This window comes from Streptomyces sp. NPDC051364 (assembly GCF_040682115.1).
Classification (GTDB): Bacteria; Actinomycetota; Actinomycetes; order Streptomycetales; family Streptomycetaceae; genus Streptomyces.
This window is the reverse complement of the sequence record NZ_JBFBAH010000001.1, coordinates 653,198-679,724: the sequence shown is the minus strand read 5'-3', so window position 1 is coordinate 679,724 and position 26,527 is coordinate 653,198. Positions and strand designations below refer to the sequence as shown.

23 protein-coding genes and 1 tRNA gene are annotated in these 26,527 nt (G+C 71.2%); 14 read left to right on the top strand and 10 right to left on the bottom strand.

The genetic code is table 11. From position 1 onward, the window contains the following. Positions 1-125: 125 nt before the first annotated feature. The 5 genes from AB0M76_RS03280 to AB0M76_RS03260 all read left to right on the top strand — a co-directional run bounded on the left by AB0M76_RS03280 (position 126) and on the right by AB0M76_RS03260 (position 8,045). Positions 126-2,663 carry a SulP family inorganic anion transporter gene (locus AB0M76_RS03280; RefSeq protein ID WP_365951258.1) on the top strand — a complete coding sequence of 846 codons (2,538 nt, stop codon included), beginning with the start codon at positions 126-128 and terminating at the stop codon, positions 2,661-2,663. Between the two features lie 223 nt (positions 2,664-2,886). Next, complete coding sequence (gene acs / locus AB0M76_RS03275; protein WP_365951257.1) at positions 2,887-4,884, top strand: acetate--CoA ligase; 1,998 nt, start codon at positions 2,887-2,889, stop codon at positions 4,882-4,884. A gap of 216 nt (positions 4,885-5,100) precedes the next feature. Further along, a complete protein-coding gene (nhaA, locus tag AB0M76_RS03270; protein WP_365951256.1) occupies positions 5,101-6,534 on the top strand; it encodes a Na+/H+ antiporter NhaA in 1,434 nt (477 codons plus the stop codon). 96 nt (positions 6,535-6,630) lie between these two features. Next, positions 6,631-7,089 (top strand): phage holin family protein, encoded by a 459-nt coding sequence (locus AB0M76_RS03265; protein ID WP_266665300.1) that lies wholly within the window; start codon positions 6,631-6,633, stop codon positions 7,087-7,089. Further along, the gene (locus tag AB0M76_RS03260) at positions 7,086-8,045 is read left to right on the top strand and encodes an alpha/beta hydrolase (RefSeq protein WP_365951255.1); all 960 of its coding nucleotides are present in this window, start codon (positions 7,086-7,088) and stop codon (positions 8,043-8,045) included. Before AB0M76_RS03265 ends, AB0M76_RS03260 begins: the two co-directional genes overlap by 4 nt. 354 nt (positions 8,046-8,399) lie before the next feature. Here the strand turns inward: AB0M76_RS03260 and AB0M76_RS03255 are convergent, their stop codons facing one another. From AB0M76_RS03255 to nth, 3 genes are all read right to left on the bottom strand, one after another. Then, a complete protein-coding gene (locus AB0M76_RS03255) occupies positions 8,400-9,602 on the bottom strand; it encodes a MarP family serine protease (protein WP_030299293.1) in 1,203 nt (400 codons plus the stop codon). Positions 9,603-9,615: 13 nt separating this feature from the next. Next, positions 9,616-10,413, bottom strand: coding sequence for a CoA pyrophosphatase (locus tag AB0M76_RS03250; RefSeq protein WP_365951254.1), 798 nt, complete (start codon positions 10,411-10,413; stop codon positions 9,616-9,618). Positions 10,414-10,562: 149 nt separating this feature from the next. Then, the gene (gene nth / locus AB0M76_RS03245; RefSeq protein ID WP_266665307.1) at positions 10,563-11,432 is read right to left on the bottom strand and encodes an endonuclease III; all 870 of its coding nucleotides are present in this window, start codon (positions 11,430-11,432) and stop codon (positions 10,563-10,565) included. Positions 11,433-11,683: 251 nt separating this feature from the next. On the opposite strand from nth, the gene AB0M76_RS03240 reads away from it, so the two are divergent. Next, positions 11,684-12,358, top strand: a complete 675-nt coding sequence (locus AB0M76_RS03240) for a Crp/Fnr family transcriptional regulator (RefSeq protein ID WP_003981529.1) — start codon at positions 11,684-11,686, stop codon at positions 12,356-12,358. Positions 12,359-12,543: 185 nt separating this feature from the next. Further along, entirely contained in the window at positions 12,544-13,344 is an 801-nt protein-coding gene (locus AB0M76_RS03235; protein WP_365951253.1) for a nucleotidyltransferase domain-containing protein, read from the top strand. 8 nt (positions 13,345-13,352) lie between these two features. Here the strand turns inward: AB0M76_RS03235 and AB0M76_RS03230 are convergent, their stop codons facing one another. From AB0M76_RS03230 to AB0M76_RS03210, 5 genes are all read right to left on the bottom strand, one after another. Beyond that, positions 13,353-13,643 (bottom strand): hypothetical protein, encoded by a 291-nt coding sequence (locus AB0M76_RS03230; protein WP_266996182.1) that lies wholly within the window; start codon positions 13,641-13,643, stop codon positions 13,353-13,355. Continuing rightward, on the bottom strand, positions 13,640-14,485 hold the full coding sequence (locus AB0M76_RS03225) for an MBL fold metallo-hydrolase (RefSeq protein WP_365951252.1): 846 nt from the start codon (positions 14,483-14,485) through the stop codon (positions 13,640-13,642). Before AB0M76_RS03225 ends, AB0M76_RS03230 begins: the two co-directional genes overlap by 4 nt. Beyond that, positions 14,482-15,294: an NUDIX hydrolase gene (locus AB0M76_RS03220; RefSeq protein WP_365951388.1), complete on the bottom strand. Its 813-nt coding sequence runs from the start codon at positions 15,292-15,294 to the stop codon at positions 14,482-14,484. Before AB0M76_RS03220 ends, AB0M76_RS03225 begins: the two co-directional genes overlap by 4 nt. Before the next feature lie 268 nt (positions 15,295-15,562). Further along, the gene (locus tag AB0M76_RS03215) at positions 15,563-16,036 is read right to left on the bottom strand and encodes a RidA family protein (protein ID WP_266665314.1); all 474 of its coding nucleotides are present in this window, start codon (positions 16,034-16,036) and stop codon (positions 15,563-15,565) included. Then, positions 16,033-16,194: a DUF4177 domain-containing protein gene (locus AB0M76_RS03210; RefSeq protein ID WP_007264966.1), complete on the bottom strand. Its 162-nt coding sequence runs from the start codon at positions 16,192-16,194 to the stop codon at positions 16,033-16,035. Before AB0M76_RS03210 ends, AB0M76_RS03215 begins: the two co-directional genes overlap by 4 nt. Positions 16,195-16,266: 72 nt before the next feature. Here AB0M76_RS03210 and AB0M76_RS03205 point away from each other — a divergent pair, with 72 nt between their 5' ends. Both AB0M76_RS03205 and AB0M76_RS03200 read left to right on the top strand, forming a co-directional pair. After that, complete coding sequence (locus tag AB0M76_RS03205) at positions 16,267-17,247, top strand: ArsA-related P-loop ATPase (protein ID WP_365951251.1); 981 nt, start codon at positions 16,267-16,269, stop codon at positions 17,245-17,247. Positions 17,248-17,294: 47 nt separating this feature from the next. Continuing rightward, the gene (locus tag AB0M76_RS03200) at positions 17,295-18,629 is read left to right on the top strand and encodes an ArsA family ATPase (RefSeq protein ID WP_365951387.1); all 1,335 of its coding nucleotides are present in this window, start codon (positions 17,295-17,297) and stop codon (positions 18,627-18,629) included. Positions 18,630-18,692: 63 nt separating this feature from the next. On the opposite strand, the gene AB0M76_RS03195 is transcribed toward AB0M76_RS03200, so the two are convergent. Continuing rightward, positions 18,693-19,043, bottom strand: a complete 351-nt coding sequence (locus tag AB0M76_RS03195) for a WhiB family transcriptional regulator (protein WP_030299276.1) — start codon at positions 19,041-19,043, stop codon at positions 18,693-18,695. A gap of 397 nt (positions 19,044-19,440) precedes the next feature. On the opposite strand from AB0M76_RS03195, the gene AB0M76_RS03190 reads away from it, so the two are divergent. Beyond that, the gene (locus AB0M76_RS03190) at positions 19,441-21,735 is read left to right on the top strand and encodes a transglycosylase domain-containing protein (protein WP_365951250.1); all 2,295 of its coding nucleotides are present in this window, start codon (positions 19,441-19,443) and stop codon (positions 21,733-21,735) included. 79 nt (positions 21,736-21,814) lie between these two features. Here the strand turns inward: AB0M76_RS03190 and AB0M76_RS03185 are convergent, their stop codons facing one another. Beyond that, positions 21,815-22,276: a GatB/YqeY domain-containing protein gene (locus AB0M76_RS03185; protein ID WP_030299274.1), complete on the bottom strand. Its 462-nt coding sequence runs from the start codon at positions 22,274-22,276 to the stop codon at positions 21,815-21,817. Between the two features lie 67 nt (positions 22,277-22,343). Here AB0M76_RS03185 and AB0M76_RS03180 point away from each other — a divergent pair, with 67 nt between their 5' ends. The 4 genes from AB0M76_RS03180 (at position 22,344) to asnB (ending at position 26,502) form a co-directional block, all read left to right on the top strand. Continuing rightward, complete coding sequence (locus AB0M76_RS03180) at positions 22,344-23,282, top strand: metallophosphoesterase (protein WP_365951249.1); 939 nt, start codon at positions 22,344-22,346, stop codon at positions 23,280-23,282. Positions 23,283-23,549: 267 nt separating this feature from the next. Beyond that, a tRNA-Pro gene (locus AB0M76_RS03175) sits at positions 23,550-23,623 on the top strand. Between the two features lie 120 nt (positions 23,624-23,743). Beyond that, positions 23,744-23,962 (top strand): hypothetical protein, encoded by a 219-nt coding sequence (locus AB0M76_RS03170; protein WP_365951248.1) that lies wholly within the window; start codon positions 23,744-23,746, stop codon positions 23,960-23,962. 356 nt (positions 23,963-24,318) lie between these two features. Next, positions 24,319-26,502 carry an asparagine synthase (glutamine-hydrolyzing) gene (asnB, locus tag AB0M76_RS03165; RefSeq protein ID WP_365951247.1) on the top strand — a complete coding sequence of 728 codons (2,184 nt, stop codon included), beginning with the start codon at positions 24,319-24,321 and terminating at the stop codon, positions 26,500-26,502. Positions 26,503-26,527: the final 25 nt, after the last annotated feature.

Sequence of the window (26,527 nt, the reverse complement as noted above, 5' to 3'; positions counted from 1 at the left end):
TGAGTGCTATTTCGTAGACCGTTTGCCCCTATTACCTCCCGCGATCCTTTACTCTCCATTACCTTTCATTTACTGAGTGTTGAGACTCCCGCCGCTTCATCCCTCCGTAGAGGAGACGGGAACCTATGACAGCCACCTCCCCCCCGCCCGCAGCCGAAGAGCTCGACAGCACGACCGACAGCAATCCCTGCGGCACGCCCGACGGCAACGCCGGCGGCAACGCCGGCGGCAAGGCGGGCAACACGGCCGGCGGCGCGCCCCGCAGGGGTCACCGCGCCGACTTCCACGCCGATCTCTCCGCCTCCCTGACCGTCTTCCTGATCGCCCTGCCGCTCTCCCTCGGCATCGCCCTGGCCACCGGCGCCCCGCTCCAGGCGGGCCTGGTGGCCGCGGCCGTCGGCGGGATCGTGGCCGGGCGCCTGGGCGGTGCCCCGCTCCAGGTGAGCGGGCCCGCGACCGGACTGACCGTCGTCACCGCCGAGTTGATCCAGCACTACGGGTGGCGCACCACCTGCGCCATCACGGTGCTCGCCGGCTGCTGCCAGCTCGGGCTCGCCGCGCTGCGCACCGCCCGGTCCGCGCTCATGGTCAGCCCGGCCATCGTGCACGGCATGCTCGCGGGCGTCGGCGTCACGATCGCGCTGGCCCAGCTGCACATCGTCCTCGGCGGCACCCCCCAGAGCTCCGCCGTCGCCAACGTCGTCGGGCTGCCGGACCAGTTGGCCCATCCGCACCCGGCGGCGCTCGGCGTCAGCGCCGTGACCCTGGTCGTGCTGTTCGGCTGGCCGCGGCTGCCCGGGCGGGTGGGGCTCGCCCTGCGCAAGGTGCCGGCCGCGCTCGCCGCCGTCGCCACGGCCACGGCGTTCGCCGCGCTGGCCGGGCTCACCCTGCCCCGGGTGGACCTGCCGTCCTGGAGCAGCCACGCCTTGCCCGAGCTGCCCGAGGGCCCCGTTCTCGGCATCATCGCGGCCGTCCTGACGGTCACCCTGGTCGGCAGCGTGGAATCCCTGCTGTCCGCGGTCGCCACCGACAAGCTGATCGCCTCCCGGCGGCGTACGGGCAGCCGCCCGCCGCGTGCCGACCTCGACCGGGAGCTGCGCGGCCAGGGCACGGCGAACATCCTGTCCGGAGCGCTGGGCGGGCTGCCCATCGCGGGCGGGGCGGTCCGCAGCATGGCGAACGTCAAGTCCGGGGCCGCCACCCGACGGTCGGTCATGCTGCACGGGCTCTGGGTCCTGCTCGCGGCCGCGCTGCTCGTCCCGGTCCTCGACCTGATCCCGCTCGCCGCGCTGGCCGCCCTGGTGATGGCGGTGGGCGTGCAGATGGTGAGCGCCACCCATCTGCGTACGGTCACCCGGCACCGCGAGATCCTGGTCTACGCGACGACGATCGCGGCGGTCGTACTCGGCGGGGTGCTGGCGGGCGTCGCCATCGGCATCGCCGTGGCCGTCGCGATGGCTCTGCACCGGCTGGCCCGGACCCGGATCACGGTCGACGTGCAGGGCGGGGTCCACCGGGTGTGTGCGCGCGGGCAGTTGACCTTCCTCGCGGTGCCGCGGCTGAGCCGGGTGCTGAACCAGATCCCGCCCGGCGGGCGCGTGGTGGTCGAGCTGGACGGCTCGTTCATGGACCACGCGGCGTACGAGACGCTCCAGGACTGGCAGGACTCCCATCTGGTGCACGGGGGCTCGCTGGAGGTCACCGGCCGCTCCACCACCCGGACGGCCGGGGCGAGCCGGCCGGACCTCGCCGGACGGCCGGACGGCCGACCGGACCGCGCACCGGATCACGCCGAGAAGGCGGACCGCGCCGACCGGCCTGAACGCGTCGAGAGGTCCCCGCGCGGCGGGCACCACTGCTGCCACCCCTGGACCCCCTGGACGAACCACTGCGACCACCGGCCGGAGGGCGGGCGTACGATCCCCGGCGCGGCCGCGGCACCCGACGCGGCGGAGGTGGTGGAGGCGGCGGAGACACCGGCCCCGCGCCGCCGCGGCGCCGGCCAACTCGCCAGCGGGATCAGCGCCTTCCAGCGGGACACCGCGCCCCACGTCCGCGACGAGCTGGCCCGGCTGGCCCGGGAGGGGCAGCGCCCTTCGCAGCTCTTCCTGACCTGCGCGGACTCCCGCCTGGTGACCAGCATGATCACGGCCAGCGGCCCCGGCGACCTGTTCACGGTCCGCAACGTCGGCAACCTGGTCCCCTTGCCGGGCGCCGAGGCCACGGACGATTCGGTCGCGGCGGCCATCGAGTACGCCGTGGACGTCCTCAAGGTGGACAGCATCACGGTGTGCGGGCATTCCGGGTGCGGGGCCATGCAGGCGCTGCTGAACTCCACGCCCGGGGGCCCGATGACCCCCCTGCGCCGGTGGCTGCGGCACGGGCTGCCCAGCCTGCAGCGGATGGCGAGCCGCCACCACGCCTGGGCGCGGATCGCGGGCCGGCTCCCGGCGGATGCCGTGGAGCAGCTGTGCCTGACCAACGTGGTGCAGCAGCTGGAGCACCTGCGGGCGCACGAATCGGTGGCCCGGAGGCTCGCGGAGGGCACGCTGGAGCTGCACGGGATGTACTTCCACGTGGGCGAGGCGCAGGCGTACCTGCTGTCCGAAGGCGAGGACTTCTTCGACTGCCGGGTGTTCGACAGCGTCGGACTGCACGTCTGAATGATGACCGGATGATGACCGAATCGCCGTTTCCGGCAGATCTGGATCAAGGGCGCGGCTGAACCGATACTCTCCGGTATCCGTGCCACAGAGTGGCCCCTTTCCGCACCCTGCAGCGGGAAGGGGCCACTCTGCGCGTGGGCCGGCGTGGGCCCGAGCCGTGATATAGGTCTAAACCAATTTCCGGCTACCCCTTGTCACCAGGGCCGCCGACTGATGAGCTATGCCCGGGGACACAACGGACACCCTGGGAAAGGGAGATGTCGTGAGCAATGAAAGCCTGGCCAATCTGCTCAAGGAGGAGCGGCGGTTCGCACCGCCTGCCGATCTGGCCGCCGCCGCCAATGTGACACAGGCTGCGTACACCGAGGCCGAGGCGGACCGGCTGGGTTTCTGGGCCGCCCAGGCCCGCCGCCTGACCTGGGACGTCGAGCCGACCGAGACGCTCGACTGGACCAACCCGCCCTTCGCCAAGTGGTTCGCCGACGGCAAGCTGAACGTCGCGTACAACTGCGTGGACCGCCACGTCGAGGCCGGCAACGGCGACCGCGTCGCCATCCACTTCGAGGGCGAGCCCGGCGACAGCCGCGCGATCACCTACGCCGAGCTCAAGGACGAGGTCTCCAAGGCCGCCAACGCCCTGACCGAGCTGGGCGTCCAGGCCGGCGACCGGGTCGCGGTCTACCTGCCGATGATCCCCGAGGCCGTCGTCGCGATGCTCGCGTGCGCCCGCCTCGGCGCCGCGCACTCGGTGGTCTTCGGCGGCTTCTCCGCCGACGCAGTGGCCTCCCGCATCCAGGACGCCGACGCCAAGCTGGTCATCACCGCCGACGGCGGCTACCGCCGCGGCAAGCCCAGCGCCCTCAAGCCCGCCATCGACGAGGCCGTCGCCAAGTGCCCGCAGGTCGAGCACGTGCTCGTCGTGCAGCGCACCGGCCAGGACACCGCCTTCACCGAGGGCCGCGATGTCTGGTGGCACGAGATCGTCGGACGCCAGTCCGCCGAGCACACCCCGCAGGCCTTCGACGCCGAGCACCCGCTGTTCATCCTCTACACCTCGGGGACCACGGGTAAGCCCAAGGGCATCCTGCACACCTCCGGCGGCTACCTCACGCAGGCCGCGTACACCCACCACGCGGTGTTCGACCTCAAGCCGGAGACCGACGTCTACTGGTGCACCGCCGACATCGGCTGGGTGACCGGGCACTCGTACATCGTCTACGGGCCCCTCGCCAACGGCGCCACCCAGGTGATGTACGAGGGCACGCCGGACACCCCGCACCAGGGCCGGTTCTGGGAGGTCGTGCAGAAGTACGGCGTCACCATCCTGTACACCGCGCCCACGGCGATCCGCACGTTCATGAAGTGGGGCGACGACATCCCCGCGAAGTTCGACCTGTCGAGCCTGCGCGTGCTGGGCTCGGTCGGCGAGCCGATCAACCCCGAGGCCTGGATCTGGTACCGCAAGCACATCGGCGGCGACCGCTGCCCGATCGTGGACACCTGGTGGCAGACCGAGACCGGCGCGATGATGATCTCCCCGCTGCCCGGCGTCACCGAGACCAAGCCGGGCTCGGCGCAGCGCGCGCTGCCCGGGATCGGCGCCACGGTCGTGGACGACGAGGGCCATGAGGTCCCGAACGGCGGTGGCGGCTACCTGGTCCTCACCCAGCCGTGGCCGTCGATGCTGCGCACCATCTGGGGCGACGACCAGCGGTTCATCGACACCTACTGGTCCCGCTTCGAGGGCAAGTACTTCGCGGGCGACGGCGCCAAGAAGGACGAGGACGGCGACATCTGGCTGCTGGGCCGGGTGGACGACGTGATGCTGGTCTCCGGCCACAACATCTCGACCACCGAGGTCGAGTCGGCGCTCGTCTCCCACCCGTCGGTCGCCGAGGCGGCCGTCGTGGGCGCGAACGACGAGACGACCGGCCAGGCCATCGTGGCCTTCGTGATCCTGCGCGGCAGTGCCTCGGAGACCAACGGCCTGGTCTCCGAGCTGCGCGACCACGTGGGCACCACGCTCGGCCCGATCGCCAAGCCGAAGCGGATCCTGCCGGTGCAGGAGCTGCCGAAGACCCGTTCCGGCAAGATCATGCGGCGTCTGCTGCGCGATGTCGCCGAGAACCGGGCGGTCGGCGACGTCACCACGCTCGCGGACTCCTCGGTCATGGACCTGATCCAGAACAAGCTGCCCAGCGCTTCCAGCGAGGACTGACAGGCCCGGTTCCGGGTGGCGGAGGGTGTCCGGCGCATGGCGCGCCGGACACCCTCCGCCCGTTTAAGGTGAAGATCACCGGATACGACGGCGCGGACCCTGTAAAGTAGGAGAAACGTCAACATTTGACGTATGCAATCTCTCAGGGTGCGCCGGGAAGTCTGGTCGGCAACGAGTTCCGCCATGCCGTCCAACCCACCCCGGAGGTGTCCCCTCGTGGCCGCGCCCAGCCCCACCGACCGCCACAGCCGCAAGTTCCTCGGCAGGCTCTCCCTGCCCGAGCGGCGTTTCGTGGCCGACGCCCTGCGCGCCGAGACCGTCGGCGGCGTGCTCCTCCTCGTGGCCGCCATCGCCGCCCTGCTCTGGGCGAACATCCCCGCCCTCGCGGACAGCTACGCCGGCGTCCGCAGCTTCCACATCGGCCCCGCCTCCCTCGGCCTGGACCTCTCGCTCCAGCACTGGGCGGCCGACGGCCTGCTCGCGATCTTCTTCTTCGTCGCCGGCATCGAGCTCAAGCGCGAGCTCGTCGCGGGCGATCTGCGCGACCCCAAGGCCGCCGCCCTCCCGGTGATCGCCGCCCTCTGCGGCATGGCCGTGCCCGCGCTGGTCTACGTACTGGTCAACGCCATCGGGGGCGGCTCGATGGGCGGCTGGGCGGTCCCGACCGCCACCGACATCGCCTTCGCCCTCGCCGTCCTCGCGGTCATCGGCACCTCGCTGCCGTCCGCCCTGCGCGCCTTCCTGCTGACCCTCGCGGTCGTCGACGACCTCTTCGCCATCATGATCATCGCGGTGTTCTTCACGAGCGGGATCGACTTCCTGGCCCTCGGCGGCGCGGTCGTGGGCCTGGTCCTCTTCTGGTTCCTGCTCCGCAAGGGCGTCCGCGGCTGGTACGTCTACATCCCGCTCGCCCTGGTCATCTGGGGCCTGATGTACAACAGCGGCGTCCACGCCACCATCGCCGGTGTCGCCATGGGCCTGATGCTCCGCTGCTCCCGCAAGGAAGGCGAGCGCACGTCCCCCGGCGAGCACATCGAGCACCTCGTCCGGCCCGTCTCGGCCGGTCTCGCCGTGCCGCTCTTCGCGCTGCTCTCCGCCGGAGTCTCCCTCTCCGACAAGTCGATCGCCCAGGTCTTCACCCGGCCCGAGACCCTCGGCGTCGTCCTCGGCCTGGTCGTCGGCAAGGCCGTGGGCATCTTCGGCGGCACCTGGCTGGCCGCCCGCTTCACCCGGGCCGAGCTGAACGAGGACCTGGCCTGGCCGGACGTACTCGCCGTGGCCTCCCTCGCCGGCATCGGCTTCACCGTCTCGCTCCTCATCGGCGAACTCGCCTTCACCGGCGACCAGACCCTCACCGACGAGGTCAAGGCCGCCGTCCTGTTCGGCTCCCTCATCGCCGCCGTCGTCGCGGGCGTCATGCTCAAGCTGCGCAACCGCACGTACAGGGAGCTCACCGAGGACGAGGAGCGCGACGAGGACCGCGACGGCATCCCGGACATCTACGAGCAGGACAAGCCCGAGTACCACCTGCGGATGGCGAAGATCTACGAGGAGAGGGCCGCGGAACACCGCCGCAAGGCCGAGACCGCCGCGGCCGCCGCGCTCGAAGCGGCCACCGGGTCCAGCGCCGAGGGCGACCGTCCGGCATGATCTGAACTGACGCTGTGACGGGCGCAGGACAGCCGCCGCCCACGGCGCCGACAGCAGACGACGCCAGACGACGGCAGATGACAGAGGGAGAGAGCGATGACCGCAGTGGACCAAGGGGCGCAAGGAGCCGAGCGCACACTCGGCCAGCTGGTCGCCTCGGCCACCGCCGAGATGTCCGCCCTGGTGCACGACGAGATCGCCCTCGCCAAGGCGGAGATCCGCCAGGACGTCAAGCGCGTGGGCATCGGCGGCACCGCCATCGGGATCGCAGGAGTGTTCGCCCTGTTCTCCCTGCCCGTGCTGAGCTTCGCCGCGGCGTACGGGATCCACAACCTCGGGCTCGGGCTCGCCTGGTCCTTCCTCATCGTCGGCGTGGCGTTCCTGCTGCTCGCGGGCGTGCTGGCGCTGATCGCCATGTCGAAGTTCAAGAAGGTCAAGCCGCCGGAGAGGACCATCGCCTCCGTCAAGGAGACGGCGGCGCTCGTCGGGACCGTCAAGCCGCACCCGCGGTCGGTGAGTGACCAGGCCGTGGGTGTGGCACGCTCGTCCTCATGACAGCGCCCTCACCGGACTCCAGCACTCCGCCCACCGCCGCGACGGCGGTCCGGATCGATGTGCCCGGCGGGAGGGCGGTGACCCACCGGGACGTCGCGGCCAACGGGGCCCGGTTCCACGTCGCCGAGATGGGCGACGGACCTCTGGTGCTGCTGCTGCACGGCTTCCCGCAGTTCTGGTGGACGTGGCGGCACCAGCTGACCGCGCTCGCCGACGCCGGGTACCGGGCGGTCGCGATGGACCTGCGCGGGGTGGGCGGCAGCGACCGCACCCCGCGCGGCTACGACCCCGCGAACCTGGCGCTCGACATCACCGGGGTCGTACGGTCCCTCGGCGAGCCGGACGCCGCCCTCGTGGGACACGACCTGGGCGGCTACCTCGCCTGGACCGCGGCCGTGATGCGGCCCAAGCTGGTGCGCCGGCTCGTGGTCTCCTCGATGCCGCACCCGCGGCGCTGGCGCTCGGCGATGCTGTCCGACTTCGGGCAGACGCGGGCCAGTTCGCACATCTGGGGCTTCCAGCGGCCGTTCATCCCCGAGCGGCAGCTCGTCGCCGACGACGGGGCGCTCGTGGGGGACCTGATCCGGGACTGGTCCGGGCCCGTGCCCCCCGAGGAGGCGGACCTCGACGTGTACCGGCGGGCGATGTGCATCCCGTCCACCGCGCACTGCTCGATCGAGCCGTACCGCTGGATGATGCGGTCGATGGCCCGGCCGGACGGGCTCCAGTTCAACCGCCGGATGAAGCGGCCGGTGCGCGTGCCGACGCTGCATCTGCACGGCTCGCACGACCCGGTGATGCGGACCCGGAGCGCGGCAGGCTCCGGGGAGTACGTCGAAGCCCCGTACCGGTGGCGGCTGTTCGACGGCCTCGGGCACTTCCCCCATGAGGAGGATCCCGCCGCGTTCTCGACCGAGCTGGTGAACTGGCTCAAGGACCCCGAGCCGGACCGCTGACCATGCGAACCGTCTGACCGATCGTCAACACGGCGGCCGGTACGACTGTCTTACGACCATTCAATTGCCCGGCGCATAGGCCAATTGGCCGCCCCGGACGGGATTACCGACCTTGGGGCCCGGGCACAGCTCGTTGTATGGGCTGGACGCACGACTACGGTGACACCGCACGCGAACGCCGCCCGGCAGCGACGCCGGGCACACACGGGAGGTCGGGCCGGGACGGCCACGACCCCCGCCTCGGGATCCCACGCATCCTGCGCCGCCGGGCCCGCTGGGTCTCGGCCCGCCTGCGGCATCCACGGACGTAGCCGGGCGGCGCCCCGTTCCGTACGGGCAAGGTGCCCGTACGGATCAGAGGGCGCAGCCCTGGCTGTCGACCCGCCGGTCGGAGACCTTGCCGATCCGGATGTCGTCGCGGACCTCGTCCGCCGTCAGCGCGTACCCGGTGTTCGGGTCGTCGAGCGACTTCGCGAAGACGACCCCGTACACCTTGCCGTCGGGCGTGAGCAGCGGGCCGCCGGAGTTGCCCTGGCGGACCGTCGCGTACAGCGAGTAGACGTCGCGCCGGACGGTGCCGCGGTGGTAGATGTCCGGGCCGTTGGCGTTGATCCGGCCGCGGACGCGCGCCGCGCGGACGTCGTACGAGCCGTTCTCCGGGAAGCCGGCGACGATCGCATCGCTGCTGCTCGCCGCGTCCTTGTCGGTGAACTCCAGCGCGGGCGCCTTCAGCTTGGGCACGTCCAGGACGGCGATGTCGCGCTCCCAGTCGTAGAGCACGACCTTGCCGTCGTAGAGCTTGCCCTCGCCGCCGATCTGTACGGTCGGCTCGCCGACCCCGCCGACGACATGTGCGTTGGTCATCACCTTGCCGGGCGCGAAGACGAAGCCGGTGCCCTCCAGGACCTTGCTGCAGCTCGGCGCGGTACCGACGACCTTCACGATCGAGCGCTTGGCCGCCTCGGCGACGGGGCTGCGGGCGAGCGCCGGGTCGGGCGCCTTCACCTCGGTGATCGGCTCGTTCGAGAACGGGCTGAACACCTGCGGGAAGCCGCTGCGCGCAAGGGTGGAGCTGAAGTCCGAGAACCAGGTGTTGGCCTGCGCGGGCAGCACCCGCGAGACGCCCAGCAGCACCTTGGAATTGCGGACTTCCTTGCCCAGCGTGGGAAGTGACGTCCCGGCGAGCGCCGAGCCGATCAGCCACGCCACGAGCAGCATCGCGACGACGTTGACCAGGGCCCCGCCGGTCGCGTCGACCACGCGGGCCGGCGACCACGTGATGTGGCGGCGCAGCCGGTTGCCCAGATGGGTGGTGAAGGCCTGCCCGATCGAGGCACAGACGATGATCACGACCACGGCGATCACGACGACCGTGGTGGACACCTGGGTGCCGTTGTCGGTCACTCGGTCCCAGATCAGCGGGAGCAGGGACACGGCGATGAGACCACCGCCGAGGAAGCCGATCACCGACAGGATGCCGACGACGAACCCCTGGCGGTAGCCGACGATCGCAAACCAGACGGCGGCGACCAGCAACAGGATGTCCAGCACGTTCACGAGGGTCACCGTCTCATGCGCGCCAGTCGAGCGGGACTTGCCTGGATCGGTCCCAGGGGCGCTCCCACCCCGAGAAATGCAGCAGCCGGTCGATCACTCCGGCAGTAAAACCCCAGACCAGAGCCGATTCGACGGTGAAAGCGGGGCCCAGATGGCCGCTCGGGTGGACTGCCGTGACCCGATGATCGGGATCCGTGAGATCGGCCACGGGAACCGTGAAGACGCGGGCGGTCTCGGCCGGGTCCACGGCGCCGACCGGGCTGGGATCTCGCCACCAGCCGAGCACCGGGGTCACGACGAACTCGCTGACCGGGATGTACAGGCGCGGCAGGACGCCGAAGAGCTGCACGCCGGAGGGGTCGAGCCCGGTCTCCTCCTCGGCCTCGCGCAGGGCGGCGCGCAGCGGGCCGGCGGTGTGCGGATCGCCGTCCTCCGGATCGAGGGCGCCGCCCGGGAAGGAGGGCTGGCCGGGGTGCGAGCGCAGACTCCCGGCGCGCTCCATGAGCAGCAGCTCGGGGCCGCGCGGGCCCTCGCCGAACAGGATCAGCACGGCGGACTGGCGGCCGCGGCCGTCCTCGGGCGGCAGGAAACGGCTGAGCTGGGTCGGCCGGACCGTCGCCGCGGCCTCCACGACGGGATCGAGCCACCCGGGCAGGCCCTGGCTGCTCACACGCGGGGCGCCGTGGTCCTCGTACGGGTTGCCCCGCGGCGCGGCCTGCGACGCGCCCGGCGGCGTGCTGTGCGGCTTGCCCTGCTGCGGCGGCGCGGCCGCCTGGGCCACGCTGCTCTCGTCCCGCGCTCCGCGCGTCATAGGCACCCCTGCTCCCTGCCGTTGCCGACACCGTCGCCGTCCCGATACGGGGACAACGCAGCCCCGGGCCGGATTCGTTCCTCCGCGGGCCGCTGTGTGGCGGCCCGCGGCCGTGCTGCGTGCTCGTGCTGCGTGCTCGCGCCCCTTGCTCAGGACGCCGTGGAGGCCGCCTGGCCGCCTCCCAGCGGCAGGGCCGGGAGGCCCGGGTAGTCCGGCGGCGGGCTCAGCCGCTGGCCGGGCTGGCCGCCCTTCTCGTACTTGAGCAGCTTCTTCGCCTTCTCCGGGTCCGTCTCGCCCTCCCCGTACGCCGGGCAGAGCGGGGCGATCGGGCAGGCGCCGCAGGCGGGCTTGCGGGCGTGGCAGATCCGGCGGCCGTGGAAGACGACGCGGTGCGAGAGCATCGTCCACTCGCTCTTCGGGAAGATCGCGCAGATCTCCGCCTCGACCTTCTCCGGATCCTCCTGCTCGGTCCACTTCCAGCGGCGGACCAGCCGGCCGAAGTGGGTGTCCACGGTGATACCCGGGACGCCGAACGCATTGCCGAGCACCACGTTGGCTGTCTTCCGGCCGACTCCGGGCAGCGTCACGAGGTCCTCGATCCGGCCCGGGACCTCACCGCCGAAGTTGTCCCGCAGGGCCTGCGAGAGGCCGAGGAGGGACCGCGATTTGGCCCGGAAGAACCCGGTCGGCCGGATGAGCTCCTCCAGATCCTCGGGGACGGCCGCGGCCATGTCCTCGGGGGTCGGGTAGGCGGCGAACAGGGCCGGGGTCGTCTGGTTCACGCGCAGGTCGGTGGTCTGGGCGGAGAGCACCGTGGCGACCAGGAGCTCGAAGGGATTCCGGAAGTCGAGCTCGGGATGGGCGTACGGGTAGAGCTCGGCCAGCTCGCGGTTGATGCGGCGGGCCCGGCGCACCATCGCCAGGCGCGATTCCGTTTTCTTGGCCGAAGCTTTGCCCTGGGGGCTCGGCGGGGCCTTCCGGGGCTTCCCGGACGCCTTCTCGGGGGCTTGTTCGCCCACAGCTGAATTCGGGACGCCCGTCACTCCTGCGGACCCCTTGGCCTGTGCTCTCACCGGCTTATTGGACACCCGGCCAGCCTAAGGCCGGGCGCTGACACCCGCCTGGACCTCAGGTAACACCACTCTGATTGGCCTCTCGCCGCACAGCACGCCCGTCCGTCCGGCATCCTTGTGATTGATCGCACTGTTTGAGCCGTCCGGCAAAATGGGGAGCACGGTCCCCTGAGCTGGTCGACATAGGAGAGAGACTCGTGGACGACGTTCTGCGGCGCGCCCCGCTCTTCGCGGCGCTCGATGACGAGCAGGCCGCGGAGCTCCGCGCCTCCATGGGCGAGGTGACCCTCGCACGCGGTGACGCCCTGTTCCACGAGGGCGACCCCGGCGACCGGCTGTATGTCGTGACCGAGGGCAAGGTGAAGCTGCACCGCACCTCCCCCGACGGTCGCGAGAACATGCTGGCCGTCCTCGGCCCCGGCGAGCTGATCGGTGAGCTGTCGCTCTTCGACCCCGGCCCGCGTACCGCCACCGCCACCGCCCTGACCGAGGTCAAGCTGCTGGGCCTCGGCCACGGCGACCTCCAGCCGTGGCTCAACGCCCGGCCCGAGGTCGCGACCGCGCTGCTGCGTGCGGTGGCCCGGCGCCTGCGCAAGACCAACGATCAGATGTCCGACCTGGTCTTCTCGGACGTTCCCGGCCGTGTGGCGCGGGCGCTCCTCGACCTGTCGCGCCGGTTCGGCGTGCAGTCGGAGGAGGGCATCCACGTCGTGCACGACCTGACGCAGGAGGAGCTCGCACAGCTCGTCGGCGCCTCGCGCGAGACCGTGAACAAGGCTCTGGCCGACTTCGCGGGCCGCGGCTGGCTGCGTCTGGAGGCTCGCGCGGTGATCCTGCTGGACGTGGAGCGGCTGGCGAAGCGGTCCCGCTGACGCCTTGGCTTCGCGCAGAGGGGTCCTGCCCGGTCGGGCGGGGCCCCTCTGCCGTTTCCGGGTGCGGCGCCGCTGCGCGAGCGGGGCGCGGCTGCGGCGGGCCTCCCGGGGCTCCGCCCCGAACCGCGCGCATCGAACGCCGGCGGGGATGGATGTGGCCCGGGCAAGCGACAGGAGGGTGGGCCATGCAGCGCAGAGGGCTGGATCCGTACGGGTACTTCGAGCGCGAGGGGTCGCTCGGCCGGGTGCAGGGAGCCTTCGGGCCGGTCGTCGCCGCCGCGCGCGAGCGGATCGGCGAGGCGTACGGGCAGCGGCTGCACAGCGCGTACCTGTACGGGTCCGTGCCGCGCGGGACGGCGCGCCCGGGGCGCTCCGACCTCGACCTGCTGCTCGCCCTGCACCACGACGCCGCCGACGAGGACCGGGACGCCGCCGAGGTGCTGGCGTGCGGGCTCGACCAGGACTTCGCCGAGATCGACGGCGTCGGCATCCTGCTCTACGGCAAGAACACCCTGCTGAGCGAGCAGGAACGGGACGACCTGGGCTGGTTCCTCGCCTGCCTGTGCACCCCGCTGCTCGGCGCGGACCTGGCCGAGCACCTCCCGCGCTACCGCCCGGACAGCCTGCTCGCCCGTGAGACCAACGGCGACCTGGCCGCCGTACTGCCCCGCTGGCGGGCCAGGCTGGAAGCGGCGTCGACCCCCGCCGAGTACCGCAAGCTCAGCCGGCACTTCTCGCGGCATCTCGTGCGTACGGGGTTCACCCTCGTGATGCCCCGGTGGGGCGGCTGGACGAGCGATCTCGCCGAGTCCGCGGAGATCTTCGGGCGGTACTACCCGGAGCGCGCGGCGCAGATGCGGGCCGCGGCCGCGGTGGCGCTGGATCCGGCCGAGGACCCGGCCGTGCTGCACGCGTACCTGGATGACCTCGGCCCGTGGCTCGCGGACGAGTACACGGCCCGGCACGGCGCCAAGACGCCCCGCTGAAGGCCGGCTCAGACGTCCGTCAGGGCCTCGACCGCCTGCTTCGCCTCGAGCAGGTCCGCCCCGGTGATGCGCCGGTAGACGCGGATGGCCTCGATCGTGCGGCCGTCGCGCACGAGCGCCCGTACCTCGTCCAGCCCGGCCGGCTCCGGCTCCGCTATGCCGAAGTGGTCCAGGACCAGGCCCAGCCGCCGCTCCAGGCGCTCCGAGCGCCGTTCGAGGGCCTTCATGCGCAGGGTCACCGTCGAGGTGATCCAGGCGGCCGTGGCGATGAGCGCGAGCAGCAGGAACAGCGTGGTCATTCAGGGCCTCCCGGGATCAGTCCGTGATCTTGAAGGTACTCGAGCTGCGCGCGTACGGACCACTCCGCGGCCGGCCACAGCGAGCGGTCCACGTCCGCGTAGACCTGGGCGACGACCGCCTGGGGGGTGACGAAGCCGTTCTCCACCGCGGTCTCGATCTGGGCGAGCCGGTGCGCGCGGTGGGCCAGGTAGAACTCCACCGCGCCCTGCGCGTCGTCCAGGACCGGTCCGTGGCCCGGGAGCACCGTGTGCACGCCGTCGTCGACCGCCAGCGAGCGCAGCCGGCGCAGGGAGTCCAGGTAGTCCCCGAGGCGGCCGTCGGGGTGCGCGACGACGGTGGTGCCGCGGCCGAGGATCGTGTCGCCGGTCAGGACGGCCCGGTCGGCGGGCAGGTGGAAGCTGAGCGAGTCGGCGGTGTGGCCGGGGGTCGGGACGACGCGCAGCTCCAGGCCGCCGGTCCGGATCACGTCACCGGCGGCCAGCCCCTCGTCGCCGAGGCGCAGGGCGGGGTCCAGGGCGCGGACCTTGGTGCCGGTGAGCTCGGCGAACCGGCCCGCGCCCTCGGCGTGGTCGGGATGGCCGTGGGTGAGGAGGGTCAGGGCGATCCGCTTGCCCGCCTGCTCGGCGGTCTCCACGACCGCGCGCAGGTGGACGTCGTCGAGGGGGCCGGGATCGATGACGACGGCGAGCTCGGAGCCCGGCTCCGAGACGAGCCAGGTGTTGGTGCCGTCCAGGGTCATCGCCGAGGCGTTGGGGGCCAGGATGTTGACCGCGCGGGCGGTGGCGGGCCCTGAGGTGACGATTCCGCGGGGCTGTCCGGGCAGAGCGGCCGCATTCGTCACGGGGTGCCTCCGGGGCGGACTCGCTTGGTGAACTCGTCGTGGCCCGGCCAGCTGAGCACCAGTTCGCCGTTCTCCAGCGAGGCCTGGGCGAGTACGGGAGTCAGGTCCTGGGCGGCGGCCGCGGTGAGGGCGTCGACCGCGCTCCCGTACGGCTCGAGGGAGCGCAGGGTGGAGATGGTGGGCGGCATCATCAGCAGCTCGCCCTTGTCGTAGCCGTCGGCGGCGTCCGCGGGGCGGATCCAGACGGTCCGGTCGGCCTCGGTGGAGGCGTTGCGGGTGCGCTGGCCCTCGGGGAGGGCGGCGACGAAGAACCAGGTGTCGTAGCGGCGGGGCTCGAACTCCGGGGTGATCCAGCGGGCCCAGGCGCCGAGCAGGTCGGAGCGCAGCCGCAGGCCGCGGCGGTCGAGGAACTCGGCGAAGGACAGCTCGCGGGCGACGAGGGCCGTACGGTCGGCCTCCCAGTCGTCGCCGGTGGTGTCGCCGACGACGGTGTCGGCGGTCTCGCCGGCGAGCAGGACGCCCGCCTCCTCGAAGGTCTCGCGGACGGCGCCGCAGACGATGGCCTGGGCGGTCCGGGGGTCGGTGGCGAGGCGGGCGGCCCAGTCCTCCCGGCTCGGGCCGGCCCAGCCGACGAGGTGGTCCTCGTCGCGGGGGTCGACCCCGCCGCCGGGGTAGGCGTACGCGCCGCCCGCGAAGGCCATGGAGGCCTTGCGGCGCAGCATGTGCACGACGGGGCCGTCACGGGTGTCGCGGAGCAGCATGACGGTCGCGGCGCGTCTGGGCTCCACCGGGGTGAGGGAGCCGTCCATGAGCGCGCGGATCCGGTCGGGCCACTCGGGCGGGTACCACTGGCCCCCGGCGGGGGTGGCGCCGTGCGCTCCGGAAACTCCGGGTGTCTGCTGCTGTCCCTGCTCACCGTTGGGCATGGCGGGATGCTACGGCCATCCGCCCCGATGTTCGAGGCCCACTCCCCTGCCCGAGGCCGCGTCCCGCCCGGCCGGGCCTGCAACCGAGCGCTCGGAAACACGTACAGCCCCCGCCGGGAGTCGGCGGGGGCTGTACGGGAAGTCGTACGGGTCAGGCTCCGGGAACGAGCTCGACCTGGATCTCGATCTCGACCGGGGCGTCCAGCGGGAGGACCGCCACGCCGACGGCGCTGCGGGCGTGGACGCCCTTCTCGCCGAGGACCGCACCCAGCAGCTCGCTCGCACCGTTCAGCACGCCCGGCTGGCCCGTGAAGTCCGGGGCCGAGGCGATGAAGCCGACGACCTTCACAATGCGCGCGATCTTGTCGAGGTCGCCGATCACGGACTTCACCGCGGCCAGCGCGTTCAGCGCGCAGGTCGCGGCCAGTTCCTTGGCCTGCTCCGCCGAGACCTCGGCGCCGACCTTGCCGGTGACCGGCATGCTGCCCTTGACCATCGGGAGCTGCCCCGCGGTGAACACGTACGCGCCCGACCGCACGGCCGGCTGGTACGTGGCCAGCGGCGGGACGACCTCGGGCAGGGTCAGGCCGAGCTCGGCCAGCTTCGCCTCGACAGCGCCGCTCATGCCTTCTCCCGCTTGAGGTAGGCCACGAGCTGCTCGGGGTTGTTGGGGCCGGGCACGACCTGGACGAGCTCCCAGCCGTCCTCGCCCCAGGTGTCCAGGATCTGCTTGGTGGCGTGGACCAGCAGCGGGACCGTCGCGTATTCGAACTTCTTGGTCATGGGGGCGAGCGTAACGCCTGACACCCAGGGCTCATGCGCAGCCCGAGGGGCGAGTGGTTAGGCTCAGACGCTGTGAGCAGGCTCCAGGTGGTCAGCGGCAAGGGCGGAACCGGAAAGACCACGGTCGCCGCGGCACTCGCGCTCGCCCTCGCGCGCGAGGGCAGGCGGACGCTTCTGGTGGAGGTCGAGGGCAGGCAGGGGCTCGCGCAGCTCTTCGGGGCGGAGGCGCTCCCGTACGAGGAGCGGAAGATCGCCGTCGCCGCGGGCGGTGGTGAGGTGTTCGCCCTGGCCATCGACGCCGAGCGGGCCCTGCTGGACTACCTCCAGATGTTCTACAAGCTGGGCTCCGCGGGCCGCGCCCTCAAGAAGCTCGGCGCCATCGACTTCGCGACGACCATCGCGCCCGGGCTGCGGGACGTACTGCTGACGGGCAAGGCGTGCGAGGCGGTCCGGCGCAAGGACAAGGCCGGCCGGTTCGTCTACGACCACGTGATCATGGATGCCCCGCCGACCGGGCGGATCACCCGCTTCCTGAACGTCAACGACGAGGTGGCGGGGCTGGCCCGGTTCGGGCCGATCCACAACCAGGCGCAGGCCGTCATGAAGGTGCTCAAGTCCCCTGAGACGGCTGTCCATCTGGTCACGCTGCTCGAGGAGATGCCCGTCCAGGAGACCGCGGACGGGATCGCCGAACTCGAGGGGGCCGGACTGCCCGTGGGGCGGGTCGTCGTCAACATGGTGCGCCCGCACCACCTGGACGAGGACGCCCTGCGCGCCGCCGCCGGCGAGCGCCGCGCGGATGTGGCCAAGGCCCTGTCCCGGGCGGGCCTGGGCGGCGCGCGCCGCGGCGGGCTCGCGGAGCGGCTGGTGGACCCGCTGCTCGCGCAGGCCGCCGAGCACGCGGGCCGGGTGGAGCTGGAGCGCGCGCAGCGCACCGTACTGGGGCAGCTGGACGTGCCGACGTACGAACTCCCCCTGCTCGGCGCGGGGATGGATCTGGCCGGGCTGTACGAGCTGGCCTCGGAGCTGCGGAAGCAGGCGGGCGAGGAATGAGCGGGGCCACCACGCGTACGAGCACCAGTACGGGTGCGAAGGCGGGCATGAAGGGGGGCATCGGCATGGACACTCCGCCGCGGCTGGCCGTGGACCGGCTGCTGGACGACCCCGGGACGCGGATCATCGTCTGCTGCGGTGCGGGCGGGGTCGGCAAGACCACCACCGCCGCGGCCCTGGGCGTACGGGCGGCCGAGCGCGGGCGGAAGGTGGTCGTGCTGACCATCGATCCGGCGCGGCGGCTCGCCCAGTCGATGGGGATCGACTCGCTGGACAACACCCCGCGCAAGGTGAAGGGGGTCGACGGCGGCGAACTGCACGCCATGATGCTCGACATGAAGCGGACCTTCGACGAGATCGTCGAGGGCCACGCGGACGCCGAGCGGGCGGAGGCCATCCTCGCCAATCCCTTCTACCAGTCCCTGTCGGCCGGATTCGCGGGCACGCAGGAGTACATGGCGATGGAGAAGCTGGGCCAGCTGCGGGCCCGGGACGACTGGGACCTGATCGTCGTGGACACCCCGCCGAGCCGGTCCGCGCTGGACTTCCTCGACGCGCCGAAGCGGCTGGGGTCCTTCCTGGACGGGAAGTTCATCCGGGTGCTGATGGCTCCGGCGAAGGTGGGCGGCCGGGCGGGGATGAAGTTCCTCAACGTCGGCATGTCCCTGATGACCGGCACACTGAGCAAGCTGATGGGTGCCTCGCTACTGAAGGACGTGCAGACCTTCGTGGCGGCGATGGACACGATGTTCGGCGGTTTCCGCACCCGCGCGGACGCGACGTTCCGGCTGCTGCAGGCTCCGGGTACGGCCTTTCTGGTGGTCGCGGCGCCCGAGCCGGACGCGCTGCGGGAGGCGGCGTACTTCGTGGAGCGGCTGGCCGCGGAGCAGATGCCGCTGGCCGGGCTCGTACTGAACCGGGTGCACGGCAGCGGTGCCGACCAGCTGTCCGCAGAGCGGGCGTTGGCCGCCGCAGAGAATCTTGAAGAACGCGGCATTGTCGATCAGGAGTCCGGGAAAGCTGGACTTCGTGACTCGGCCGCGGAGGCCGCCGACGCCACGGAAACTCCCGAGAGCGGGACCGAGACCGGCTCCCCCGATGCCGATACCCGTGCCGACGCCCATGCCCACGCAGACTCAGACCCCGGAGCCGACCCCGACGCCGATGCCGACGTGGACGAGATCACCGCAGGACTGCTGCGCCTGCACGCCGAACGGATGCAGGTGATCGCGCGCGAACAGCGCACACGCGATCGCTTCACCTCGCTGCACCCCGAGGTGGCGGTGGCCGAGGTGGCCGCCCTGCCCGGCGATGTGCACGACCTCGCCGGGCTGCGGGCCATCGGAGAGCGACTCGCGGCCGGGGTTCCGGCCGGAGCGTAGGCGTTCGTACGACGAATGCCTCCGGGTGAGGGGGCAGTCGGACGCGGGACCGCGCGGGTGGGTCTACCCGGCTGCCGCGTACGTCTCGTACGGAACGTCGATCTCCGCATCGACATCCACGGTGAGGATGCCTGTACTGCGCTCGTACTCAGTGCGGGCGGTTTCGAGCAGCCGTCGCCACGAGGTGACGGTGGGACGCCGGCGCAGCAATGCGCGACGCTCCCGCTCGGTCATTCCGCCCCATACTCCGAACTCGACACGATTGTCGAGCGCGTCGGCCAGGCACTCGGTCCGCACCGGACATCCGGTGCACACCGCCTTGGCCCTGTTCTGTGCCGCTCCTTGAACGAACAGTTCATCCGGATCGGTAGTGCGGCAGGCTGCCTGCGCACTCCAGTCGGTAACCCAGCCCATCCCGGCGCCGTCCTCTCCCGAATCGAGGCTCCCCCACGGCGGTAGCGGCATATTCACCGCTGCCAGTTGAGGACGTTACGGAAGGCGGGGACAGTGCAACACCCCCGACGGGCCCAATCTTGAATGGTCCGAACGGACTATGGGTAAGCGGCAGATCACCCGACGGAGTGATCCGGCGACATGCCCGACCATTCCGGCAATTCGGGTGGAATCGGCGGACCATGGACGAGCGACCGTCAGAGTGAGGGGCGAGATTCGGACATATGTCCACCCCATTCGGGAAGGGTGAAAATCAAGCCGAAGGGTTGATGTCGCACCGTACTGCTGTGACAGTTGGGGACAGCTTAGGCCAAGGCATTCGCGCGTGTCCGGCGAATGAGAACGTAGGCTGCCCTCCATGGGAAAGAAGCGCTCGGGCGCCGGGCTCACGGGGCCGCAGCAGGCCGCCAAGTTCCTCGGGGTGTCCGTTCTCTCCGGAGTTGTGCTGGCCGGCATCGCGATCCCGGGCGCAGGCGCCCTGGGGCTCGCCGCCAAGGGCACGGTCGAGGGATTCGACGAGATCCCGGCCAATCTCAAGACACCGCCGCTGAGTCAGCGCACGACGATTCTGGACGCCGAGGGTGGCTTGATCGCCACGGTCTATTCACGGGACCGGCAGGTGGTACCTCTCACGGCCGTCTCCCCGTACATGCAGAAGGCGATCGTCGCGATCGAGGACTCGCGTTTCTACGAGCACGGCGCGATCGACGCGAAGGGCATCCTGCGCGCGGTCAACCGCAACGCGCAGGAGGGCGGAGCCGCACAGGGCGCCTCCACGCTCACGCAGCAGTACGTGAAGAACGTGTTCGTCGAAGAGGCCGGCGACGACGAGACCAAGGTGCGCGAGGCCCAGGAGAAGAGCCTGGGCCGCAAGATCCGCGAGCTGAAGTACTCGATCCAGGTCGAGGAGGAACTCGGGAAGAAGAAGATCCTCGAGAACTACCTCAACATCACTTACTTCGGCCAGCAGGCATACGGAATCGAATCCGCCGCTCAGCGCTACTTCAGCAAACCGGCCAAGGACCTGACCCTGGACGAGTCGGCGCTGCTGGCGGGCGTCGTGCAGTCGCCGAGCCGGTTCGACCCGGTGAACGACGCGCAGGAGGCGACGAAGCGCCGGAACGTCGTCCTCCAGCGGATGGCCGACATGAAGGACGTCTCGCAGACCGAGGCGGACGAGGCGAAGAAGAAGCCGGTGACGCTGAAGGTGACGCGGCCGAAGAACGGCTGCATCACCGCGGTCAAGGGCGCGGGCTTCTACTGCGACTACGTGCGCAACACGTTCCTGACCGACCCGGTGTTCGGCAAGACCCGCGAGGAGCGGGCCAAGCTCTGGAACCAGGGCGGCCTGACCGTGCGTACGACGCTGGACCCGCAGTCGCAGGAGTCCGTCAACGAGTCGATCAAGGACCACGTCAACCAGGACGACAAGGTCGCCACGGCCGTCACCCTGGTGCAGCCGGGCACCGGGCGGGTCCTCGCCATGGGCCAGTCCAAGCCGTACGGCTTCGGCAAGAACGAGACGCAGATCAACTTCTCCGTGGACAAGCGGATGGGCGGATCGAACTTCGGCTTCCCGACCGGCTCGACCTTCAAGCCGTTCGTCGCGGCCGCGGCCCTGGAGCGGGGGGTGTCGGCGGGCAAGACGTACCCGTCCCCGCACGACATGGAGTACCCGAGCCCGGTGCAGACCTGCGGCGACAAGCCCTGGGTCAACACCTCGCACGACCGGGTGGAGAACGAGTCGGAGTCCGAGCGCGGCCCGTACGGCATGCAGGACGCGATGGCCAAGTCGGTCAACACGTACTTCGTGGAGATGATCTCCGACAACGCGCTCGGGCTCTGCCCCGTGACCGAGATGACCACCAAGCTCGGTGTGATCCCGGCCGACGGCACGAAGCTCCCCGAGGTCCCGGCGATCGCGCTCGGCACCGAGGGCATGTCCCCGCTGACCATGGCGAACGCGTACGCGACCTTCGCCAACCGCGGTGTGTACTGCACCCCCATCGCTCTGGAGTCCATCACCGACGCGCACGGCAAGGCACTGGCCGTGCCGAAGTCCCAGTGCGACCGCGTGATGGCGGAGAAGACCGCCGACACCGTCAACACGCTCCTGCTCGGCGTGATCGACTCCGGTACGGGTACCGCCGCGGGTCTGACCGACCGGCAGAACGCGGGCAAGACCGGCACCACCGACAGCCGCTACAACGCCTGGTTCGTCGGGTACACGCCGAACATGGCGGGCGCGACGTGGGTCGGCTCGGGCGGCTCGAAGCAGGTGTCGATGGAGAACATCACCATCGGCGGCCAGTACTACGACAAGGTCTACGGCGGCGGGCTGCCCGGCCCGATCTGGAAGCAGGCGGTCTCGGGCGCGCTGGAAGGCCGGGAGGCGCCGAACTTCACCACGGTGACCATCCCGGAGAGCGGGATGCCGGCCGGTGGCGGCCGTCCCACCCCGAACCCGAACCAGAACCCGAACAAGCCGGGGAAGCCCGGCAAGCCGGGCGGCGACGGCAAGCCGGGCGGCCGCCCCGGCGGCCAGACGGCAGCCGGTGCCACGGGTGGCGCGACGGGCGGCAACACCCCGACGAACCCGTTCCCGGACATCAGCCTGGAACCGGGCTTCATCGGCGGCCCGGAGGGCCCGTAGGCGGCACGAACAAGAGGGAGGGCCCGCTCGCACAATGCGCGAGCGGGCCCTCCCTCTGTTTATTTATCTATCTATCTGTCTACGCGAGGTGCTTCTTGACGGCGGCGGCGACGCGGCCGCCCTCCGCCAGCCCGGCCACCTTCGGGTTCACGATCTTCATGACGGCACCCATGGCCCGCGGCCCCTCGGCGCCCGCGGCCTTGGCCTCCTCGACGGCCTGCGCCACGATCGCGCCGAGCTCCTCGTCGCTGAGCTGCTTGGGCAGGTAGGTGTCGAGGAACTCGCCCTCCGCCGTCTCGCGCGCGGCCTGCTCGGGACGACCGCCCTGCGCAAAGGCGTCCGCGGCCTCGCGACGCTTCTTCGCCTCCTTGGCGATCACCTTGAGGACCTCGTCGTCGGAGAGCACGCGCGCCTCCTTGCCCGCGACCTCCTCCTTGGTGATGGCGGCGAGGGTCAGGCGCAGCGTGGACGAGTGCAGCTCGTCGCGCGCCCTGATGGCGGTGGTGAGGTCTTCCTGGAGCTTGGCCTTGAGCGTGGTCATGACCTGAGTCTGCCAGGTGGAGGGGCAGTGGCGCCCGCCGGTTTTCCGGGTCTGCGACCATGGGGCCATGCGTGCGCGTTACGGAGTACCCCTGAAGGTCACCGCTTCGATCGCGGCGGTCGGGGCCGCCGGTGTGGCCTATGCCGCCGGTTTCGAGGCGCGGTCGTTCCGGCTGCGCCGGATCACCGTGCCGGTCCTCCCCGCCGGGATGCGCCCGCTGCGCGTACTCCAGGTCTCCGACATCCACATGGTCGGCGGGCAGCACAAGAAGCGCGCCTGGCTCCATTCGCTGGCCGGCCTGCGCCCGGACTTCGTCGTGAACACGGGCGACAACCTCTCCGACACCAAGGGCGTCCCGGAGGTACTGGACGCCCTGGGCCCGCTGATGTCCTTCCCCGGCGTGTACGTCTTCGGGTCGAACGACTACTACGGGCCGCGGCTGCGCAACCCCGGGCGCTACCTGATCGAGAAGGTCCAGGGGCGGCACGGGCTGAACGGCAACAAGCCGGTCGTCGGCGCCGTGCACAACCCGTGGGAGGAGATGCGGGACGCCTTCGACGCGGCGGGCTGGGTGAATCTCACCAACACGCGCGGGCGCCTGAAACTGCCCGACCTGGAACTGGCCTTCACCGGGCTGGACGACCCGCACATCAAGCGCGACCGCTACGAGCGGGTGGCGGGCGGTCCGGAGGCGGACGCCGACTTCTCGATGGCCGTCGTGCACGCCCCGTACCTGCGCGTCCTCGAGTCCTTCACCGCGGACCGGTACCCGCTGATCCTGGCGGGGCACACGCACGGCGGTCAGCTGTGCATCCCCTTCTACGGGGCGCTCGTCACCAACTGCGACCTGGACACGAAGCGGGTGAAGGGGCTCTCCACGTACGAGGCGGACGGCAAGCGCGCCTACCTCCACGTCTCGGCGGGCTGCGGCACGAACCGCTACACGCCGGTCCGCTTCGCCTGCCCCCCGGAAGCCACCCTCCTGACCCTGACCCCAAAGGCGTAGCCGCCGCCCCGGCCTCCCCGCCGCGCCCGACCCCGCGGACGCCTCTTCCGCTCCCGGCCGAGCGGGGGCCCGGGAGCCGGCCCGGCCCCCTCGCATCACCGTGCTCGCGGCGATCCGTGACCTGGGCCCCTTCCCCGCGCCGGGCCCGGCCCGGGTCACGGCGGACGGCCCCCGCCGCACCCCTCGCTAAAACCGGATTTCGTCTCCGGCCAAGGGTCCGCTAAAGTAATCGATGTCGCCAGGACAGCAACACCGCCAGGCGGCGATCGGGGTGTAGCGCAGCTTGGCAGCGCGCTTCGTTCGGGACGAAGAGGTCGTGGGTTCAAATCCCGCCACCCCGACAGAGTAAGACCAGGTCAAGGGCCTGATCCGCATCGCGGATCAGGCCCTTCCTGCATTTCCGGGGATCGGCTGGGAGGGACTCGGGAGACGATCTTGGTCAGGCCCGGCACGATCCGCCCATGCCGCCGCGCGTGTGGCTCGCACAGGACGATCACTTCGTGACCGGCTTCCCCGTGATCCTCGCCGCCTGGTTCACCACGCACGTGCCGGATCTCCGGATGGCGAGGATCCGCCGCGACCTCGGCAGGCCATCGGAGCACCGCGACATGCGGACCCGCGCGGATCTCGCCGCCGCACCGGCGTCCGTCACGGCGTGGCTCCGGCGGCCCGCGGATTGAACAGCCGCCGGCGGTGGTCCACTGCCGCCGTCCGGCTCACTTCGCCGATCTGTGCCCGTGCCACGGCACCCCGCGCGTACGTACGGAGCCGGGGCGCGGGCCGGGACGCCTGGGCGCCACCCTCGCGCCACCGGGGCAACACCGGGGCGGTGGATGCTCTTCAACAGCAAATGACCACTGACGCCGAGCGGAGGTGAAAGAAATGAAGGTTTACATCAAGCCGGAGGCCAAGAAGGTCGACCAGGGCACCATCGTCGCCGCTGTCCGCTAGTAGCGACCCACATGCCACGCCTCCCGGACCGGGGGGCGTGGCATGTCCGCTCCAGTCACCACGTCACAGGGGAATCGGAAGCCATATGTGCGGAATTGCAGGATTCGCTCACACCGACGGAAGCGCCCTCGCGGGGTCGGCCGACGCGATTCTCCGCGACATGGCCCATGCGCTGCGGCCGCGCGGGCCGGACGACATGCAGTTCCACCACACCGGGCAGGCGTGCATGTCCTTCACGCGGCTCGCGCTGATCGACCCCGAGGGCGGGCGGCAGCCGTTCATCAGCGAGGACGGGAACGTCATCCTCGCGGCGAACGGCGAGATCTACAACTACCGGGAGTTGCGGAAGGGGTTCGAGGGGCGGGTTCGCTTCCGGAGCGAGTCCGACTGTGAGGTGCTGCTTCATCTCTATCTCGAGAAGGGGCTTGCCTTTCTTGATGATGTGCGGGGGATGTTCGGGATCGCCGTCATCGACCTGCGTGAGCAGCGGCTGCTGCTCGCCCGCGACCGGCTCGGCATCAAGCCGCTGTTCGTCCACCGCAACCGCGACACCGTGCTCTTCGGGTCCGAGGTCAAGGCGCTCTTCGCGCACCCCGACTGCCCGCGCGAGCTCGACTGGGCGCGCGCCCTCGCCGACCAGGGGCTCAGCGCCGCGCCCGTGATGAGCGACGACGAGCCCGTGACCTGGTTCAAGGACGTGGACCATGTTCCCTCAGGGGCGATCGTCAACATCAGTCTGCGTGACGGCGCGACGCGCGTGCACCGGTACTGGGAGCTGCCCACGCCGGCCGAGGCCGACGCGCTCCCCGAGAGCTTCTTCGTGCAGAGCATGGGCGACCTGCTCGCCTCCTCCGTACGGGAGTGCCTGATCGCCGACGCCGAGATCGGCGTCTTCCTCAGCGGCGGCCTCGACTCCGCGGCCATCACCGCACTGTCGGCGCATACGGGGCTGCACACCTTCTCCGCGCTGACCGGCGCCACCGTCGTCAACAAGGACGCGCAGTACGCCCGCGCCACCGCCGACCTGCTCGGACTGCCCAACCACCAGGTGGCCTTCGGGGCCGACCGGGTGCCCTCGCCCGACGAGTGGCGGCGCCTGCTGTGGCTGATGGAGACGCCGCAGTGCGGCCCGGAGCAGTTCTACAAGAGCGAGATGTATCGCTTCGCCCGCGCCGAGCGGCCCGAGCTCAAGGCGATCCTGCTCGGCTCCGGCGCCGACGAGTTCAGCGGCGGCTACAGCGTCGCCCTCTCCGGCGGCGGCGACTGGGAGGACTTCGAGGGCAACCTGCGGACGATGGCCCGCCGCAAGGCCCTCGGCTCGCAGTCCTCCGTCTCCGTCTGGTGGGAGGGCACCGACCTGCCGCTGCTCAGCGACGACGCCGTCGGCGCGTACGCCCCCGGCGCGGTGGACGACCCGTACGGCTCCTACCTGGCCTGGAAGTTCCGGGACATGCAGCAGTACAACTTCTGGGTCGAGGACCGCACCGCCTCCGGCAACGGCGTCGAGGCCCGCGTGCCCTTCCTGGACCACCGGATCATCGAGCTGCTGGCGACCGTGCCGCGCGCCTACCGCAAGCGGCTGTTCTGGGACAAGCAGGTCATCCGCGAGGCCGTACGGGACATCCTGCCCGCCGAGGTGATCAGCCGGCCCAAGCTCGCCTTCTACGAGGGCGAGGGCGTGCGCCACACGCACCGCAGCTTCACCCGGATGCTCGCCCAGAACGGCGACGAGCTCGTGGAGCAGGCCCTGTCCTCGCCGCGTGCCGCCCAGTACCTCGACGGCGCGAACATCCACCGCGCCCTGCGCAGGCTGGAGCGGGACCAGAGCTCCGGGCACGTCGAACTGCTGCTGCGCGTGGTCAACCTGGGCATCCTCGACCTGATGGCCGTGGACGTCCCGGGCAGCCGGGCCCCGTCCGGGCCCGCCCCGTACGAGCTGCGCGTCACGGACTTCGAGGGCCCCGAGGTCCAGGAGCTGTTCCCGCAGGTACCGATCGAGGACACCTCGGTGTTCCGCCTCGCCGAGGGCGTGCTCGTACTCGACGACGTGCAGCAGGCGAACACCTCGTACGTCCTGGTCGACGGCGGGATCCGGTTCGTCATCGACCACCTGACCCACGCGGACTGGCTGCGGCTGCTGCGTGGTTTCGACGGGCGCCGGCCGCTGTCGGAGGCGCTCGCCGCCGCCGGCTGCGAGCTCGACGCGATGCGTCCGCTGCTGGACGGATCGCTCGAGGCGGGCCTGCTGGAGACCGTCGACAGCGCCTGAAAGCGCGGTGCCGGCACCGCGCCGT